Annotated in this window: 14 protein-coding genes; 5 read left to right on the top strand and 9 right to left on the bottom strand. The window is 47.1% G+C overall.

The features are described from left to right. Window positions 1-85 precede the first annotated feature (85 nt). From BLCOC_RS08480 to BLCOC_RS08445, 8 genes are all read right to left on the bottom strand, one after another. A complete protein-coding gene (locus tag BLCOC_RS08480; protein ID WP_115625014.1) occupies window positions 86-922 on the bottom strand; it encodes a hypothetical protein in 837 nt (278 codons plus the stop codon). Between the two features lie 73 nt (window positions 923-995). Continuing rightward, window positions 996-1,823: an ABC transporter permease gene (locus BLCOC_RS08475; protein WP_018593593.1), complete on the bottom strand. Its 828-nt coding sequence runs from the start codon at window positions 1,821-1,823 to the stop codon at window positions 996-998. Window positions 1,824-1,838: 15 nt separating this feature from the next. Continuing rightward, window positions 1,839-2,759 (bottom strand): nickel ABC transporter permease, encoded by a 921-nt coding sequence (gene nikB / locus BLCOC_RS08470; protein ID WP_115625013.1) that lies wholly within the window; start codon window positions 2,757-2,759, stop codon window positions 1,839-1,841. Between the two features lie 57 nt (window positions 2,760-2,816). Further along, window positions 2,817-4,430 carry a glutathione ABC transporter substrate-binding protein gene (locus BLCOC_RS08465; RefSeq protein WP_115625012.1) on the bottom strand — a complete coding sequence of 538 codons (1,614 nt, stop codon included), beginning with the start codon at window positions 4,428-4,430 and terminating at the stop codon, window positions 2,817-2,819. A 20-nt stretch (window positions 4,431-4,450) separates the two neighbouring features. Continuing rightward, window positions 4,451-5,959 (bottom strand): argininosuccinate lyase, encoded by a 1,509-nt coding sequence (gene argH, locus BLCOC_RS08460; RefSeq protein WP_115625011.1) that lies wholly within the window; start codon window positions 5,957-5,959, stop codon window positions 4,451-4,453. An 8-nt stretch (window positions 5,960-5,967) separates the two neighbouring features. Further along, window positions 5,968-7,350: an MmgE/PrpD family protein gene (locus BLCOC_RS08455; protein WP_115625010.1), complete on the bottom strand. Its 1,383-nt coding sequence runs from the start codon at window positions 7,348-7,350 to the stop codon at window positions 5,968-5,970. Beyond that, on the bottom strand, window positions 7,351-8,325 hold the full coding sequence (locus BLCOC_RS08450; protein ID WP_115625009.1) for an ABC transporter ATP-binding protein: 975 nt from the start codon (window positions 8,323-8,325) through the stop codon (window positions 7,351-7,353). Then, a complete protein-coding gene (locus tag BLCOC_RS08445; protein ID WP_115625008.1) occupies window positions 8,326-9,306 on the bottom strand; it encodes an ABC transporter ATP-binding protein in 981 nt (326 codons plus the stop codon). 386 nt (window positions 9,307-9,692) lie between these two features. Between BLCOC_RS08445 and BLCOC_RS08440 the strand changes: the two genes are divergently transcribed. From BLCOC_RS08440 to BLCOC_RS08420, 5 genes are all read left to right on the top strand, one after another. Then, the gene (locus tag BLCOC_RS08440; RefSeq protein ID WP_018593600.1) at window positions 9,693-10,556 is read left to right on the top strand and encodes a helix-turn-helix transcriptional regulator; all 864 of its coding nucleotides are present in this window, start codon (window positions 9,693-9,695) and stop codon (window positions 10,554-10,556) included. 284 nt (window positions 10,557-10,840) lie between these two features. Beyond that, window positions 10,841-11,488 carry a TetR/AcrR family transcriptional regulator gene (locus BLCOC_RS08435; RefSeq protein WP_115625007.1) on the top strand — a complete coding sequence of 216 codons (648 nt, stop codon included), beginning with the start codon at window positions 10,841-10,843 and terminating at the stop codon, window positions 11,486-11,488. 200 nt (window positions 11,489-11,688) lie between these two features. Further along, on the top strand, window positions 11,689-13,107 hold the full coding sequence (locus tag BLCOC_RS08430) for a trimethylamine methyltransferase family protein (RefSeq protein WP_165907207.1): 1,419 nt from the start codon (window positions 11,689-11,691) through the stop codon (window positions 13,105-13,107). Between the two features lie 28 nt (window positions 13,108-13,135). Beyond that, complete coding sequence (locus BLCOC_RS08425) at window positions 13,136-14,365, top strand: MFS transporter (protein WP_165392452.1); 1,230 nt, start codon at window positions 13,136-13,138, stop codon at window positions 14,363-14,365. Window positions 14,366-14,516: 151 nt separating this feature from the next. Then, window positions 14,517-16,049 carry a BCCT family transporter gene (locus tag BLCOC_RS08420; RefSeq protein WP_130180991.1) on the top strand — a complete coding sequence of 511 codons (1,533 nt, stop codon included), beginning with the start codon at window positions 14,517-14,519 and terminating at the stop codon, window positions 16,047-16,049. A 118-nt stretch (window positions 16,050-16,167) separates the two neighbouring features. On the opposite strand, the gene BLCOC_RS08415 is transcribed toward BLCOC_RS08420, so the two are convergent. After that, window positions 16,168-17,445 carry a TRAP transporter large permease gene (locus tag BLCOC_RS08415; RefSeq protein WP_115625003.1) on the bottom strand — a complete coding sequence of 426 codons (1,278 nt, stop codon included), beginning with the start codon at window positions 17,443-17,445 and terminating at the stop codon, window positions 16,168-16,170. Window position 17,446 lies beyond the last annotated feature (1 nt).

The raw sequence follows: 17,446 nt of genomic DNA, 5'->3' as shown, positions 1-17,446 counted from the left end.
TTTCAAACAAAAAAAAGCCTGTAATCGGCAGGTTTTTTGCCAACTACAGACTTTTATCCCATAGATTTTAACCCCATCCCGGGGTTCAGTCTTCGCCTTGAGCCAGTTCTTTATAATAACAGCCAACGTGACGCTGGCAGTGTCTGCATCCCCCCACACAGGTGAAGAGACTGTCCTCACATGCGGACACGCCCGCACCTTTTAATCCCAGGCAGAGTTCCCATGCCTGCTGGATGGCTGCTTCTTCCCCGTGCAGAACAAACGTCCTGGTTCCGTCACCGGTTCCGAATCCGCTTCCGGCTATCACCACCGCTTCCACACCGAAAAGGGTCTCAAACGCTTTCAGCTCTGTGATGACAGGGCCGAAGAGATTATACAATCCGATCGCAGCTCCCATGGACAGATCAATACCGGCTCTTCCGCTGTGAGCCTGGGCTGCTCCCAGATCCGGGATCAATTTGTTGATGCCTGCCAGGATCAGCATGGGCACTCCCTGCATATACGCGCCGTGGAGGGCATATCCCCTGCTGCCTCCGCCCAGTGCCGCAAAAGCCAACGCCGCTCTTCCCATGGGATCAATGGCATTTGCTCCCACAACAACCAGGTCTTTGTCATTGAGTGATTCTGCAACCTTCTGGATACTGCCGTCTACATTCACTCCTTTTCCCTGATCCAGCAGCAGATTATGAGGCGCCTTTGCCTTTTTCAGGGCAGTCCTCGTGCCGCTGGCATCAATTCTTCCGGAAATGCGCAGAGGTCCAAATCCCAGTTCCTCCGAGAGCGCGGACACGGTAGTGCCTCCGCACAGAAGGATCTTATTCTTCTCCAGACGCTCCTGTATCTCCGGCATCCTGACTGCCGCTTTTGCGATCAGACGCTTCCCTTCATTTCCCGTCAATGTAACCTGTACTTTTTTCGCCATATTTATCCTCCCAACATAAATGCGCATACCTGCCGAACAGCTACCCGCCCGAATCTTTTTCTTACGGCAGACATTACATATTTCTTGTTCTGGGGTCCAGATAGTCCCGCAGTGCATCTCCGATCAAATTCACTGCCACTACGGTGATGGTGATGGCCAGACCCGGAATCAAAGCAAGATAAGAGGCTGTCCATACATAATTTCTGGCAGCGCTCAACATGGCTCCCCACTCAGGTGTAGGCGGCTGTGCGCCCAATCCCAAAAAACTCAATGTCGCCGCAAGCAATATGGAGGAACCGATCCTGAGCGTGGCCTGGATGATAATGGGACCGATGGAATTCGGCAGCAGATGCCGGAAAATGATCCGCAGATCTCCCGCCCCCGCCGAGCGCACAGCCTCCACAAAGCAGCTCTCCCGAAGTGACATGAACTGTGCTCTCACAAGGCGGGCAAACACGGGTATGGAGCTGATCCCCACCGCCACCATAGGCGTATAGATTCCCGGCTGCATTACCATGACAATTGCCATTGCCAACAAGACACTTGGAAACGCCAGCAGTATATCACAGACTGTCATGAGGATCTGATCTAAAAGTCCGCCGTAAAATCCGGCAAAAGCCCCCAGCAAAAGTCCTCCTGTGAGGCCCAGGATCACGGATATAAAACCTGCCAGAAGAGAATAATGCGCCCCTGTGACAATCCTGCTGAACACATCACGCCCAAAGTCATCTGTGCCGAACCAGTGTTCCGAAGAAGGCGGCATTAGTTTGATGGCTGTATTCTGTTCATAGGGGGACTGTACCAGAAAAGGCCCTGCTATACTCACAACGATCAGGAGCAGAAGAATACAAAGCCCCGCAGCCGCGCTGGGGTTTCTCAATATTTTACGAAATGTACTCACATTCTTCCCTCCCTTCTAAGAATACCTGATACGAGGATCCAGCAGTGCATACACCAGATCCGTTATCAGATTGATCAATGTAAAAGTAACCGCAAGGATCAAAATACCTCCCTGCACGATCTGCAGATCTCTTGTGTTGAGTGCATCCACGATCATCCTGCCGATACCCGGCCATGAAAATACAGTTTCCGTCACAACCTGCCCTCCAAGAAGCACTCCAAACTGCAGACCGATGATAGTGACCACAGGGACTGCTGCATTTCTCAGCGCGTGGACCCATATGATCTTTCTGTTTTTAACGCCCTTTCCTTTTGCCGTCCTTATATAGTCCTGTCCCAGAACCTCCAGCATACTGGTTCTGGTAAGCCTGGCGATATTGGCAGCCACTCCAAGCCCCAGGGTCAGTGACGGCAGGACAAAACTGGAAATCCCCTCTCTGCCGTAGAAAGGAAACCAGTTATGGTTCACGGAAAATTCTATGATCAGAAGCAGCGCCAGCCAGAACGAGGGCATGGACACCCCTAAAAAGGCAGCCACCATGGCTATGGTGTCTCCTATCTTCCCCCTGTGAATGGCTGCAAATATGCCGATGGGAACGCCCAGCAGCACTGCCACGATCATACTACACACAGCAAGCTGAAGGGTTGCCGGCCACGCGGATCTGAGGATTTCCATAACCGGCTTGTTGGTCCTGTATGAGTATCCCAAATCACCGTGGAGCAGATTCCCCATATAGCTCACATACTGCTTTCCTAAGGGCTGGTCCAGCTCCATGGCACGGCGCAGATTATCCACATCCTCCACGGTTGCCTGCGGCCCTGCCAGCGCCTCCGCAGTATCTCCCGGAATTGCGTGGAGGAGCAGAAAGGCACATGTGGCAGCCCCCACTAATACAATGCAGGTAAAAATGATTTTCTTTATAATATATTTCAGCAAACAACCGCCTCCTTGACCTGTATGGCCTGCGGATGTCCGCAGGCCGGTAATCTGAATCTACTGCTTAGTGACTTTTTCCAGCATAATGTGTTCTGTCGGCAGCATCTCAATACCTGAAATATTGCTGCGGTAGGATAATGCCTGCTTCGGATAATACAAGAAGGTCCAGGCTGCATCTTCCATGATGGTCTTTTCCGCCTTTGCGTACATTTCCCTGCGGGCAGTTTCATCCACCTCTGTCTTTGCCTGGTCAAGCAGCGCATCTACATCCGGATTATTATAGAATGCCCTGTTGGAATTAGGCGGGAACTGGGAGGAATGGAATACAGGATATAATCCCTGGTCCGCATCTCCGGTGGATGGGCTCCATCCGAGCAGGACCATGTCAAATCCTCCGTTTTTCACCTCTGACATCAGTGCCTGGAATTCCCACTGCCGGATATTCACATGGATCCCTGCTTTCTCCCACTGTGCCTGCAGGTTCTCACACACCTGTGTATCCATGAGATAGCAGCCCACAGGAGTCCACAATTCAAGCTCTATGCCGTCGGGATATCCCGCTTCTGTCAGAAGTTCTTTTGCCTTTTCCACATCACACGCATACTTCATGCTGGAGTTGTATCCCCAGGTATACGGGGAGATCGGTGAGTCTGAAACCGTGGCCATGCCCCCGAGGATATCATTGACGATCACATCTTTGTCCACCGCATAGTTCATAGCCTGACGTACCTTCTCGTCCTTTAGCACGCCTTTGCTGTTGTTCAGGGCAACATACATGGTCATGACCGTATCCCCCTTCTGGATCGTCACATTGGGGTCACTTTCCAGTCTGTCCGTCTCTGTCACAGGGAGCCTCAGAGCCACATCTGCCTGTCCTGACTGGAGCAGAAGCGCTCTGGTTGCATCCTCGGGGACAACTCTGAAATACACCTTTTCCACAGCCGGCGCGCCTTTAAAATAATCTGTGTTTCTCTCAAGAACAAGCTCTTCTCCTGTTTTCCATTCCACGAACTTAAATGCGCCTGTCCCCACCGGGTGTGTGGAGATATCTTCCCCGTAGTCCTCCAGGGACTTTGGACTGATCACTGCCGCTACCGGATGGCATAACTGCTGCAGCAAAGCACCGCACGGCACGTCTGTGGATATGTTCACTGTATATTCATCCACGGCCTCTATCTTGGTAATAGCCGCCAGGACAGACCTTCTGGGAGAACCCAGGCTTTCGTCCAGCACTCTTTCAAAGGATGTCTTCACAGCCTCTGCGTTAAAATCTGTGCCGTCATGAAATTTTACACCTTCCTCCAGCTTAAAGGTCCAAGTGAGCTGGTCCTCCGAGACAGACCATTCCTTTGCCAGATCCGGCTCTATCTCCATTTCTTCATTGAAACGCACCAGGTTGTTGAAAATATTTTTGTTAAAAATCTCTGTCGCGGAATCCGTACAGAAGTGCGGATCAAAGGTAGACGCGTCACTTCCTGTCAGCACAATAAGCTCGTCTGCCACCTGGGCAGTCTGGCTGTCAGACTGTTCTGTTTTATCCCCCTGGTTTTGTTCCTGGTTCTGGCCCTGTTCCCCGTTCTGCTCTTTCTTACTCCCGGAATCGCCTCCGCAGGCTGATAATGCCAATACCAATATCCCGGTTAAAATCATGGAACACATTCTTCTCTTCATCAGCTAAACCCTCCTCGCCTTTACGGCCTTTCCTCTGAGATAAATGCCTGCACACATTGGCGCATCTTCTTCTCCGCATCGTTCCATACGCTTCTTTTCCTCACGGCATCCTCTCGCACCAAATGGCTCTGTTCCTTTTGCAGCTCCAGCATCCTGTGCACCTGGGACGGTGCCGCTGCCCCCTGACAGTCTCTTCTCTCCACTGCGATCCTAAAATTCTTAGCCTTATCCACCTGCTCTTTTGACAGGGGCAGGCCGGTTTTACAGATTTCACGGCACCAGTTATCCAGCAGATCCCAGGTCAGGTCATCCTGGCCTTTTCCCCCGCGGAAAAGCTCACTGACTGCTCCGCCTACCACTCTGTGCGCCTGCCTGAAAGACAATTTACCTTCCAGCACCAGGCTGTCCGCCAGCTCCGTGGCATTTGAGAAACCTTTATACAAGATCTCCTCCATGACGTCCTTATTAAACTTTAATGATTTTACATATTCCGCGCTGATCCTGCACATGCCTTTTGCGGTCTCCACACACTCCAGTACATCTGTCCAGGCCGCAGTCATATCTCTGCTTGCCTGAAATTCTACCGAACAGGCAGAGCATATGCCGGCATACCGCCCTGACATCAGCCTTGCCTGGGAACGCACCGTTGCGCAGATAACAGGGTTCCGCTTCTGGGGCATAATACTGCTTGAATCGATCAGATCATCTGACAGATCAGCAAATCCTGCCTCATTGGAACACCAGTTGATAATATCCTCCGCCAGTCTTGCCAAAGTGACAAGAACGGAGATCCCGATACCTGCTGCCTCCATCATATAATCAGCACTGGCCACCGCATCCCCGGTGTGTTCCCATACACCCTCAAACCCCAGAAGCTCTTTTGTCCGTTCCCGGTCTATGTTGTACTCGGTCCCTGACATGGCTGCTGCCCCCAGTGGATTTTTATTAAACCGGTCAATACACTGGATGATCCTCTCCGCGTCCCTCAGAAGCGGCGCTGCAATTCCCGAGAGATAAAATCCCATATTGACAGGCTGTGCCTGCTGTCCGTATGTATAGCCAGGGAAAATATGATCTACCGTTTCCTCTGCGCGCTTATGCAGCACCTCCACATGTTCCAGTACCGCGTCTGCTAAAAACAACAGTTTTTCCCGCAGCTCTATCCTCCACATGGCTGCCTCCACGTCATTACGGCTTCTGGCAACTGGCAGGTAACTGCATATATCCTCCCCTGCCTCCAAAGTGATCAGGTGTTCCAGGTTGATATACAAGTCCTCCAGAGAAGGGTCCAGCTCCGGAATCCCTTCCCCCCATCCCTCCATGACACAAAGCAGTCTGCGCGCTGCCTCTTCCGGGATAATGCTCTGCTCTTTCAGCATGATGACATGGGCTTTCATAACCCGGACCAGATAGGGAAATGACGTATCTGATTCCTTCATTTTGGGCCCATAATAATATTTCAGAACTACCGGATTGATATTTCCCTGTATCTGTTCAAAAAATCCTCCCTTTTTCTCCCTGTTCTCCATTTTTCCTCCTAATACTTCCTTTTTAAAATTTCTGTGATCTCCCGGATATTTTCAAAGGCACTACTTTTAAGAACCACATCCGCTATTTCCCGGGATGTTTTCTCTCCCACTATGCCGCTGGTCAGATCCATAAATTTTCCGGTAATATCCTCTTTTGACAAAGGATTGAACATGGATCCCTTTGGAGCTGTCACAGTTTCCGTATCCATACTTCCATCCTTCCATTGAACTGTGACCTTAGCGGCACTGCGCTTTTCATCTCTTCTCAGGCGGTTCATGTCCCCGCTTTCCGTCACCCTGACCTTTTTAGCAATGGCAAGGATCTTCTCATCCCTGAGACGTTCTTCCGTATAATCTGATGCCTGCCCCCCGCAGCCCATCAAACCAAGCGCCACACCGTAGGGAATGCTGATCTGTGCGGATACAATAGAATCCTGCCGGTAGATCCCTCCTGCCATCTCTATGGCTGATTGATTCACCTCTGCCTGTACTGCTACAATATCCGAAGGTTCTCTAAATCCATGGCGTTTAAAAATCTCATAAGCTGCAGAGTAGGGGGAATGTACGGATTTGCAGGATGCAAACCATTTGTACTCCACCTCCTCTATGGCGGCTTTTTCTTTCACCTCATCCAGAACCTCCAGGCAATACGCCTTACTCATCATGCGGTAGATGCCCCCATCCTCTGCTTCCAGTATATAATGCGGTCCTGTAACTCCGTTCTCTGCCAGATATGCGCTCCATATGCCGTCCCTGGCTGCCTGTCCGGGATGGATTCGTTTTGTCATAGCTCCGTCCGCGGCAAAGGCCCAGCTTCCGCCTGTTCTGCTTCCTGCGATTCCCAGAGCGTTAATCATCTGCTGCTTATCCAGTCCCATCAGCACTCCAGCAGCAGCGGCAGCGCCAAACACTCCGCAGGTAGCCGTTCCGTGCCAGCCTCTTTCCCTGTGATCTAGAAAGTCCATACCCTCCGCAATTCTCACCGCTGCCTCTACCCCTGCGGTGACTGCCCACAGCAACTGCCCCCATGAAGAATCACAGCGCTGTGCTGCGGCCAGGGCTGACGGCACGCATACGGCTCCTGTATGTAAAATGGCATAGTGGACATCATCCAGTTCCCTGATATGGCACAGCGCACCGTTTACCATGGCGGCCGTATCCTCAGCAAACAAGTGGCCGGTGCCCCATACAGGAATCTCACCGCAGCTTCCAAGGTCTGCAGCAGCTTTGATAATTCTCTGCCCATCCTGCGTCCGGCTGCCGTAAATGCCGCACCCGATCTCATCCAAAATGCACATTCTGGCTGCCTGTTCTGCCTCCACAGACCGCAGAGCATCTTCATTGTCAAAAAGAAATGTAACCAGTCTCTCAATTCCCGTTTTCTCTCTCATCTATTCCAGTGGAAAGTGACATGCCACGATCCTGTCTCCTATCTGCCGATACGGCGGTTCTTGTTCCCTGCAAATCTGTCTGCAGTATCTGCATCTGGTGTGAAAGGCACATCCAGACGGCAGGTTGGACGCGGAAGGGATATCCCCCTCCAGTATGATCCTCTGCTTTTCATAATCCGGATCCGGTATGGGATTTGCCGACAAAAGAGCCTGTGTGTAGGGATGGGCAGGATTTTCAAACAGTTGTTCCGCGTTCACAACCTCCGCCATTTTACCCAGATACATAACCCCTACCCTGTCTGAAATATGTTTTACAACACTTAATCCGTGAGCAATGAAGATATAGGTCAGCCCCAGTTCTTTCTGCAGTTCATCCAAAAGATTGAGGATCTGGGACTGTACAGAGACGTCCAGCGCCGATACCGGTTCGTCGCATATGATCAGTTTCGGATTCAAGATCAGTGCTCTGGCAATCCCGATCCTCTGTCTCTGACCACCGGAGAACTCGTGGGGATAGCGGTTATAATAATCGGGCTGCAGTCCAACACGCTCCAGCATCTGCTTTACTTTTTCCCTGCGCTCCGCTCTGGTGCCCATACGGTGGATAATAAGAGGTTCCTCAATGATCTGTCCGATGGTCATTCTGGGATCCAGGGATGCAAAGGGATCCTGAAATATCATCTGTATTTCTCTTCTTACCTTTTTCATCTCCGCTTTTGACATCTGAAACAAATCCTTCCCCTCAAATAACACCTGGCCCTGGGTAGGTTTTGTCAGACAGTTGATGACTCTGCCTGCAGTGGTCTTGCCGCATCCGCTCTCTCCCACAAGCCCAAAGGTTTCCCCCCTGTAAACCGTGAAAGAGATCCCATTAAGAGCATGTACGGTCTTTTTTCCTTTACTCCCCTTACTGACAAAATCTTTCCCCAGATTTTTTACTTCCAGCAGGGGTGTATTTTTATCACGTTCTCCCATTCACGCTCCCTCCTTATCTGTGTGCAGCGGAAAATGACATGTTACCCTTGTGGTCCCGATCATCTGCTGGGGAGGTTCTTCGCGGGAGCATAATTCCTTTGCATAGGGACATCTGGGATGGAAACGGCATCCCTTGGCAAACTGGTCCGGTGACGGCACCATACCTTTGATCACTTCCAGTTTCTGTCTACTGTCCATTCTGGGAATGCACTTTAACAGGCCAAGGGTATAGGGATGTCTGGGGTGTTTAAATATTTCCTTTACCTCTGCCTCCTCCACAACTCTTCCCCCGTACATCACGATCACCCGCTGTGCCATCTCAGCCACTACGCCCAGGTCATGAGTGATAAAGAGTATGGTCATATCCAACTCTTGTTTCAACTTTTTCATCAGATCCAGTATCTGCGCCTGTATGGTCACATCCAGCGCTGTGGTAGGTTCATCCGCGATCAGCAGTTTAGGTTCACAGCTCAGTCCCATGGCGATCATGACCCTCTGTCTCATACCACCGGATAATTGATGAGGGTATTCCCTCATACGCGACTCCGGGTCTGAGATTCCTACCAGCTTCAGCATGTGGACTGCCTTTTTTCCAGCCTCCTTTTTATTCAGTTTCTGATGGATCTGCAGTGTTTCCATTAATTGATGTCCAATGGAGAAGACCGGATTTAACGAAGTCATGGGTTCTTGGTATATCATGGAGATGACATTGCCTCTTATGGCGCACATTTCACTCTCCGTTTTTTTCAGAATATCCTCCCCCTCAAACAGTATCTGGCCGCTCACATATTTACCGGGAGGCGTGGGCACAAGCTGCATGACTGACAGAGAGGTCACACTTTTGCCGCTTCCCGATTCCCCGACTATGCACAGCGTCTCGCCTTTGTTGATATGAAAACTCACCCCGTCTACTGCCGGTATTGTCTTATCCGGAGTAAAAAAATAGGTTCTCAGATCATTCACTTCCAATAGTTTTTCCAAAATCACACCTCCTGGGAAAAATCAGTAAATATTAAATTGTTGTATTAAATTTCTATTAACTGTTTTCAATTATACCTAATCGTTTTGTTTAAATGTTCTTTTAACTTGCTTTGTTAAGACATTAAATTTGCTGTTTTTCCATATAGATGACAGGAATCCCGAAAACCTTATTTTCCCCGCAGAAATTCGTACCGCTTTCCCCTTTTTGATTTTTCGCGGTTCCTGAATCTTGCTTTTTTTTGTGATAAATATGTGTTATTTTGCGATTCCATTGTGGAATTATTTACCATTTTTACTTATTTTGACATCTATTGACAAAAGAAACGGCCTGGGATATACTTTTCAAAAAGTAATGTGCAATACAGAGAAAGAGGGGGAAAACAGATATGGAGATACGCTTTTTTACAAAAGAAATCTGGCAGGAAAGTCCATTTCACTTTCATGACCAGATGGAAATACTGCTCATCATGTCCGAAGGCGAAAATTTCTATATCCGCGACAAGATATACCCCATTTCCAGAGGCAGCATCTTTATTTTGAACAGCAGTGACCTGCACAGAAGTGTGCCGAAACCCCGTTCTATTTACCAGTATTATTCCATTCGTTTTTATCAGGAGGAAGTGGAAGGAATCTCCACAGAAGAATTTGATCTGCTGAAATGTTTCAGAAACCACAACCGGTTCAATCACATGAACAAACTTAACATTGACCAGATAGACCATTTGCTGAAGCTGATCAACAAGATAGAATATTATCTTGCCTCAGACTGTTCTGCCTTTGGCAAAGACATTTTTGCAAAGACCCTGCTGGCCGAGGTATTGGTCTACATCAACTTTCTCTATGATACACCGCTGCTCTCGCAGGTACCCAGTGAGGAGCAGCTATCTGCTTATTATCCTGTTATCGACTATATAAATGAGCACATAACTGAAAAAATAAGTCTGGACTGCCTCGCTCAGAATTTCTATGTGAGCAAATATTATTTAAGTCATCGCTTTAAGGATCTGACTGGGATGACTATCACAGATTATATCATCAAAAGACGTCTTACCCTGGCAAAATCATATCTGCGGCAGGGCTTTTCTGTTATGCTGGCCGGCGAGCGTGCCGGATTTAACAGTAACAATCATTTTATACATACCTTCACAAAAACGGTTGGCATATCACCAAAACAGTATGCCAGACAGTATTTGACACTGGACAGTTATGTATCCCCTACTCCCCCGAAACGTGATATATTTACACGCTGAAAATACAGTTATGTCTTGACAAAATCTTAAATATAGATTATGATTCAGCTATATGGTAAACATGTTCACCGCCGTGGGCGGTTCACATGAATTTTACCTATAGCTGCAGGGGTACTAAACTGCTGTATCCATAAAATAAGAATCTCTGAGGGGATGCTGAACTGCTGTATTTATAAAATAAGAATTTCTGAGAGAATACTGAACTGCTGTATTTATAAAATAAGAATTTCTGAGAGAATACTGAACTGTTGTATCCATAATAATCATAATATAGAAGGTAAAAAATGAATCCGGAAAATAACACCAAAAAAATGCTGATTGAAACAGCTTATAATATGATCCTGGAAAAAGGCGCAGAAAATATCCGTGTACGTGATTTGTCAAAGCGGGTCGGCTGTTCGCCCGCCGCCTTATACAAACACTTTGAAAGCCTGGACTATTTACTGGCACTGGCCTCCGTAAGGTTTCTCCAGCCTTACATCGAAGAATTGGAGGAAAATCTAAAAAATGCAGACGATATCATCGAAGCAGAGATAAATGCCTGGAGACTTTTTAACAAATATGCTTTTATGCACCCCTACATATTTTTAAATTTGTTTTGGGGCAACATACGCAACGACCTGGAATCCATACTGCAGGAATATCTTAAAATGTACCCTGTCTTTGTGGAAGGAAGCAATACTGCAATGTTTTACTGCTCCATTTTTAGTGGATGTATTGAAGACAGAGATTACATCTGGTTTCGCCGTGCTGCTGCAGAAGGACGGCTCAGCTATGATGATGCGGAATATGTAAGTCAGATCAACTGCCTGATCGCCAGGGGACTTTTAAGTGAATACATCAACACTCCAAAAGACCCTGACACTTACAAAAAAGCTGTTGCCCACTGCAATGCTCTGATTGAAAAAAACATCCGCATGTATCTCATATGAATGGTCTGTGTTCTGTCATGGACGGAACATAAGGCGGATATTGAACATCTGCCCAGAAATGAAACATACGGCAGATATTGAACATCTGCCCGGAATCGGATAAGAAATCTAAAGCTGATTGTCCGGATTTCTTATCCTGCCCAATTTTTTTTACCCTACAGGTTAACATGTTCACCAAAAGAAAAGGAGGTTTTTTCCAAATGAATGACAATGTAAAAAAGATTCACGAAGCCAGCATGATGATCCTGCAGAAAACAGGAATGAAATTCTGTCATCCCGACGCTGTCCAAATACTGAAAAACCACGGTATCAGGACAGATGGAGATGTGGCGTATTTTACAGAAGAACAGATCATGGATTGGGTCAAAAAGGCACCATCTGTTGCTCCGCTCTACGCTTCAGATTCCAGGTATGACATGCAGATTGGCGGAAACAGGCGCTATAACGGCCCATGCGGCGGTGCCACTTTCATTATGGACAAAGATGGACAGACCAGACATGCCCTGTTCTCAGATTTTATCAAGCTGATAAAACTTTTCGAGGGAAATCCGTCTTATTGTCTGAACGGTGGACTAGCCTGTCAGCCTGATGATATTCCCACAGACTCCTACATAACCCTTCTTGCCCTGGCCAGTATGCTGCATACACAGAAATGTATCTTCGCCGCTGCGGGAGATTATGAATCTATGGAAACACTGATTCAAATGGCCTGTATCCGGTTTGCAGTCACGGCAGAGGAGCTGAAAGAAAAACCGCGTGTATGCACCATTGCAAATACAAACACGCCCCTGTATCTGGACAAAACCATGACAGAGACCATACTCACCATGGCCAAATACCACCAGCCTGTTATCATCGCCTCCGCCGCAATGGCAGGTACTACCGCCCCTGTCACACTGGCAGGTATGATCGCCCTTGTCAATGCAGAGGTTCTCGCCACGATCGCATTGGCACAGATGGCAGAGCCGGGAACCCCTGTCATCTATGGCTCCCAGTCCACAAATGCTGACATGGCAACCGGCGCGATCGCTATCGGCTCCCCGGAAGGCGCACTCAGCTATAAGTATTGTGCGAAAATGGCAAAATTCTATGGACTCCCAAGCCGGGCAGGTGGTTCGCTAAGCGATGCGAAGACATTTAATGTACAGGCCGGTTATGAATCTATGATGACCTGTATGGCCTGCAAGGAAAGCGGGATCAACATTATGACACAAAGCGCCGGAATCATAAACAGCTATCTGGCCGTATCTTATGAAAAGCTCATAACCGATTTTGAGATTCTGGATTTTACGGACCGGTACATGAAGGACATCCATGCAGACGCAGACACGATCCCCATTGACCTCATCCATGAAGTAGGGCACGCCGGTCAATATCTCATAGAAGAACACACGCTGGAATACTGCCGCAAAGAATTATTTGCCCCCAATGTAAGTGTGAGAGGCGCTGTTGCAGATCCCCGCGGGCAGCTTGACGTAAACATTGAAAAACGTATGACCCGGCTTCTTGAAACATATAAAAAACCTGAAGTACCTGCAGAAATACGCAGGGATTTAAAAACACTGCTTCTAAAACAGAATATTGAAGAAAAATATCTTGATATGGCAATTGACTCGTGATCTTATGTCAAACAGGGAGGGAATAAGAATGGAACTTTCCAAATCTAAACGCAACTTATTAGTAACCCTTTTAAGTTTTATGGTGGGAATGATTTATTTCATTCCGTTTATCCGTATCTCATTTTATGACCAGACGATCGCCGCACTCAGCCTTACCAACACGCAGTTGGGATTCCTTGGCTCCGTATACGGAACCCTGGCAATCTTCTGCTATGCTGTAGGGGGAATTCTTGCACAGAAGTTCAGTCCCAAGATCCTGATCGGAATCTCTCTGGCAGGCACCGGCGCCACAACGCTGTGGCAGGCGTCTTTTCCGTCTTATAACAGTCTTATAATCATCTTTGCGCTTTATGCTGTATTCACTACGGCGACACTCTGGTCTCCCTATATAACCCTGATGAGGAGTTTTGGCTCTGATGCAGAGCAGGGAAGACTGTTCGGAATCAGTGAATCCCTGAGAAGCCTTGTTTCTGCGGCTGTCGGATTTCTTTTTATCTGGATCTTCAGCCTGTTCTCTGATGAAATGGGCGGATATCGGATGATATTGATCATTGCCGCTGTCATTTATTTCGTTTTTGCGGTTCTGGCACTGCTTGTATTTCCCTCTACCGTTCAGGCAGAAAAGAAAGAAGCAGCAAAAAAGGGCAGTATTCTTGCGGCTTTAAAACTTCCCGGTGTGTGGCTGGTAGGTCTGTTCATTTTCTTCTGCTATGCGCTTAACTGCGGCGGAGCCTATTATTTCGGCACGTATACCACACAAGTGCTACACACCAGTACAGCGGTATCCAGCGGCCTTCAGATTTTAAGGACTTATATTCTGGCCATCGGTCTGGGTGTCATCGGAGGAATTGTGGCCGACAGGTTCAAATACCGCTCCAGATTTCTCATCTGTGTACTGATCGCAGCCACGGCAGCCAGTGCCGTAATGCCTTTCCTGGGTAACTTCTTATGGGTAGCTATTGTTGTTTCCGTGATCATTTCCGGAATAAATTATATGATAAAATCCATCTATTATTCTATTATGGACGAGGCAGTCATTCCAAGGGATTTGACAGGTGCTGCCAGCGGTATCATTGCTTTTATTGCATATATACCGGATGCCTTTATTACATCCATGGTGGGTGTCTGGCTGGACAAAGATATTACGGGAGGTTTTAATAAGCTTTTTGCCTTTATGGCTGTGTGCGGTCTGGCTGCTATCATTATTGCGTTCATTATAAATAAACGATACATAAAGATGGATGGCCGAAACAGTTAGAATAAGTCTGCGCATTTACTGCACTGACCATATGCTCTGTGAACACTCTTCTGAAAACAGAAGATGGACGAGAAAAAAATACAGTCCTATTTCACTTTTGTTTTCAGAAGAACAGAAAGATAAGAAACAACTCTCAGGGGAGGGGTACTGCATGAAAAAAATAAAACCAGAAGTTTTTTTACCACCATTTTTTCTGTTTTTGGTGTGTATTATAATAAATCTTGCGGACAGTAATCTGTTTACCAGGATTGTCAATACTGCCAATTCTTTCATTGTCAATGAATTCGGCTGGCTGATCATCTTACTTCCTGTCCTCATATTTTTTGTATGTATTGCCATATACTTTTCCGGATTCGGAAAAGTAAGGATCGGAGGACCGGAGGCCAAGCCTAAAATGAGCCTTCTGTCCTGGTTCAGTATTAATATCTGTACCACCATTGCCTGCGGCATTATCTTCTGGTCAGCCGCTGAACCGGTTCAACATCTGCTGCATCCTCCTGACAGCCTCCACATCGAAGCTATGTCGCCGGATGCCGCAAAATTTGCCATGTCAGCCATCTACACCCACTGGACTGTGCTGCCATATGCCATTTATACACTTCCGGCTGTCATGTTCGCCTTTGGATATTACAATAAAAAGAAATCCTTTTCACTGACAACCATGATTTCCGTTCTGCTTGGAGGGCGGGAACACAAATACATGAACGCAGTGATAGACAGTATCTGCCTGTTCACTCTTGTGGCCGGACTTACCGGTTCACTTGGCGTAGGCGTTCTCAATCTCAGCGGCGGCCTTCATAAACTGTTCGGAATTGACTCTACCCCGTTTCTGTGGTCTGTTATCATGCTTGTGGTCATCATTACCTTTCTGATCTCCGCGCTCTCCGGAATCATGCGGGGCGTGCGGCGATTATCAAATATCAACGTTTATATTTATTTCATCATTATCGGTTTTGTGCTGGTATTTGGAGGAACGCATTTTATATGCAATTTTGGTGTGGAATGTCTGGGGGATTATCTCAATAATTTTTTCACAAAATCACTCTATACAGGAGCTTTCGCCACAGATTCCTGGACGGCTCAGTGGCCTGTTTTTTACTTTGCCAGTTGGATGTCCTGGGCTCCCATCACTGCAATCTTTCTGGGAAAAATTGCATATGGACGAAGGATCAAGGATTTAGTAGCCATGAATCTGTTTTCCACTTCTGTATTCAGTATCCTGTGGTTCACCATCATGTCCGGCTCCACTATTCATTTTACCCTGGACCAACAAAATGGCGGAATGGTCGAAGCGTTTCAGTCTGGAATCGAAAACACCATTTATCAGCTTTTTGAAAACATGCCGTTCACCGGCTTACTTGTTTTTATCTTCCTCATAGCAGTATTCCTCTCCTTTGTAACAGCGGCAGACTCAACGGTTATCGCTATCTCCGACTTGTCTACCCACGGTTTGGAAAGTGAAGGAGCTGAGTCTCCCCACTGGATCAAAATTCTCTGGGCAGGGGAGATTTCCTTGATCACTCTCATTATGATGAATGTTGGAAGCGGGGTTGACGGACTGAAAATGATATCCAACATTGGCGGCCTTCCGGCGGCGATCTTCCTGCTGTTTGTTATGATAAGCGCAGTAAAACTAATGTTTACACCGCAAATGTATCAGGAAAAAAGGGAACCGCCTGCTTAGTGAATCTATTTCATACTTCAAGCTTACGAATGATAAAGGGAGACTGTGCTCCAGCAGAAAAATATTCTGCCGTACGTCAGTCTCCCTTTTTGTGTATCCATCGCCCGTATTTCCTTGATTATAGATTAGGCAAAAATAAAGAAATACCCGGCAAGTAAGTTATCAAGAGCAGACACAAAATAAGCGCCAATATAAGCGGCCATGTCTTTTTTGTATACTCTTGTATCGATACCCCTGTGGCCGCACATGTAGTAAACATGAAGGTTCCAAACGGCGGTGTTGTACCTCCAATCTGGATATTAATAGCAAACAGGATACCAAAGTGAACCGGATTGATACCCAGAGCCTGTACAACAGGAATCAAAAGCGGCACAAGAATAATGGTAGATGCCGTACCTTCAAGAAACATTCCACAAATCAGCAGAAAAATATTTATGATCAAAAGAAATACATACTTATTGGTTGTTAGTCCCAAAATGCCGGCAGATACCAATTGTGGAATACGTTCCCAGCTCAGATAGTAGCTAAACGCAGCTGCACCTGCTATAATGAACATAATGTTTGCTGTAGTTTTCAAAGACTCCATAAATATTCTGGGCAATATCCGCACTTTTAATTTTCTGTACACAAGGAATCCCACAAGTACACAATAGATAAATACCATTGCCCCACCCTCTGTGGGAGTAAACATTCCAATTCGTAATCCCATTAAAAGGCCCAGAGGAATAAATAATGCCCAAATTGACTTTGCTGTGGTGGCAGCGATTTCCTTTAAGGAAGGCCATGTATCACGTGTTGGCGCATACCCTTTTTTCTTTGAGATGATCGATACCGCTGCCATTAAAATAATACACATCATAGCTCCTGGAAAATATCCTGCTAAAAACATATCAGAGACTGATACACTTGCCAGCGTTGCATAGAGAATCAATGTAATACCCGGTGGGATAATTGGGGTAATACAAGCCGATGTAGCTGTTACGCCAGCCGAAAAGGCAGGGTCATATCCTCTTTTTGTCATTTCCGGAACAAGCATCTTTGCTTCCATCGCAGCATCAGCATTTGCAGATCCAGAGCATCCACCCATCAATGTACTGAGCAGAACATTCACTTGAGCAAGCCCGCCCCGCATACGTCCGGTAAATAAATCGGCAAAGTTTAACATATGGGTGGCAACCCCCGAATATTCCATCATAACGCCAGCAGTAACAAAAAAAGGGACTGCAAGCAGCGTAAATGATTCACACTGGGCGATCATTCTCTGAAACAGCATTACCACAGACATACCTGTATTAAAAAATCCGAAATAGAAAAGAGAAGACAGCATCAAAGAATACGATACGGGAAAATCTAATAATATTAATACCACAAGCAGTAATAAAGGCCAAAGGTTCATA

Origin of the sequence: Blautia coccoides, assembly GCF_034355335.1 — a bacterium.
In the GTDB taxonomy this organism is placed as follows: Bacteria; Bacillota; Clostridia; order Lachnospirales; family Lachnospiraceae; genus Blautia; species Blautia producta.
This window is presented reverse-complemented; position numbering and strand designations above follow the sequence as displayed.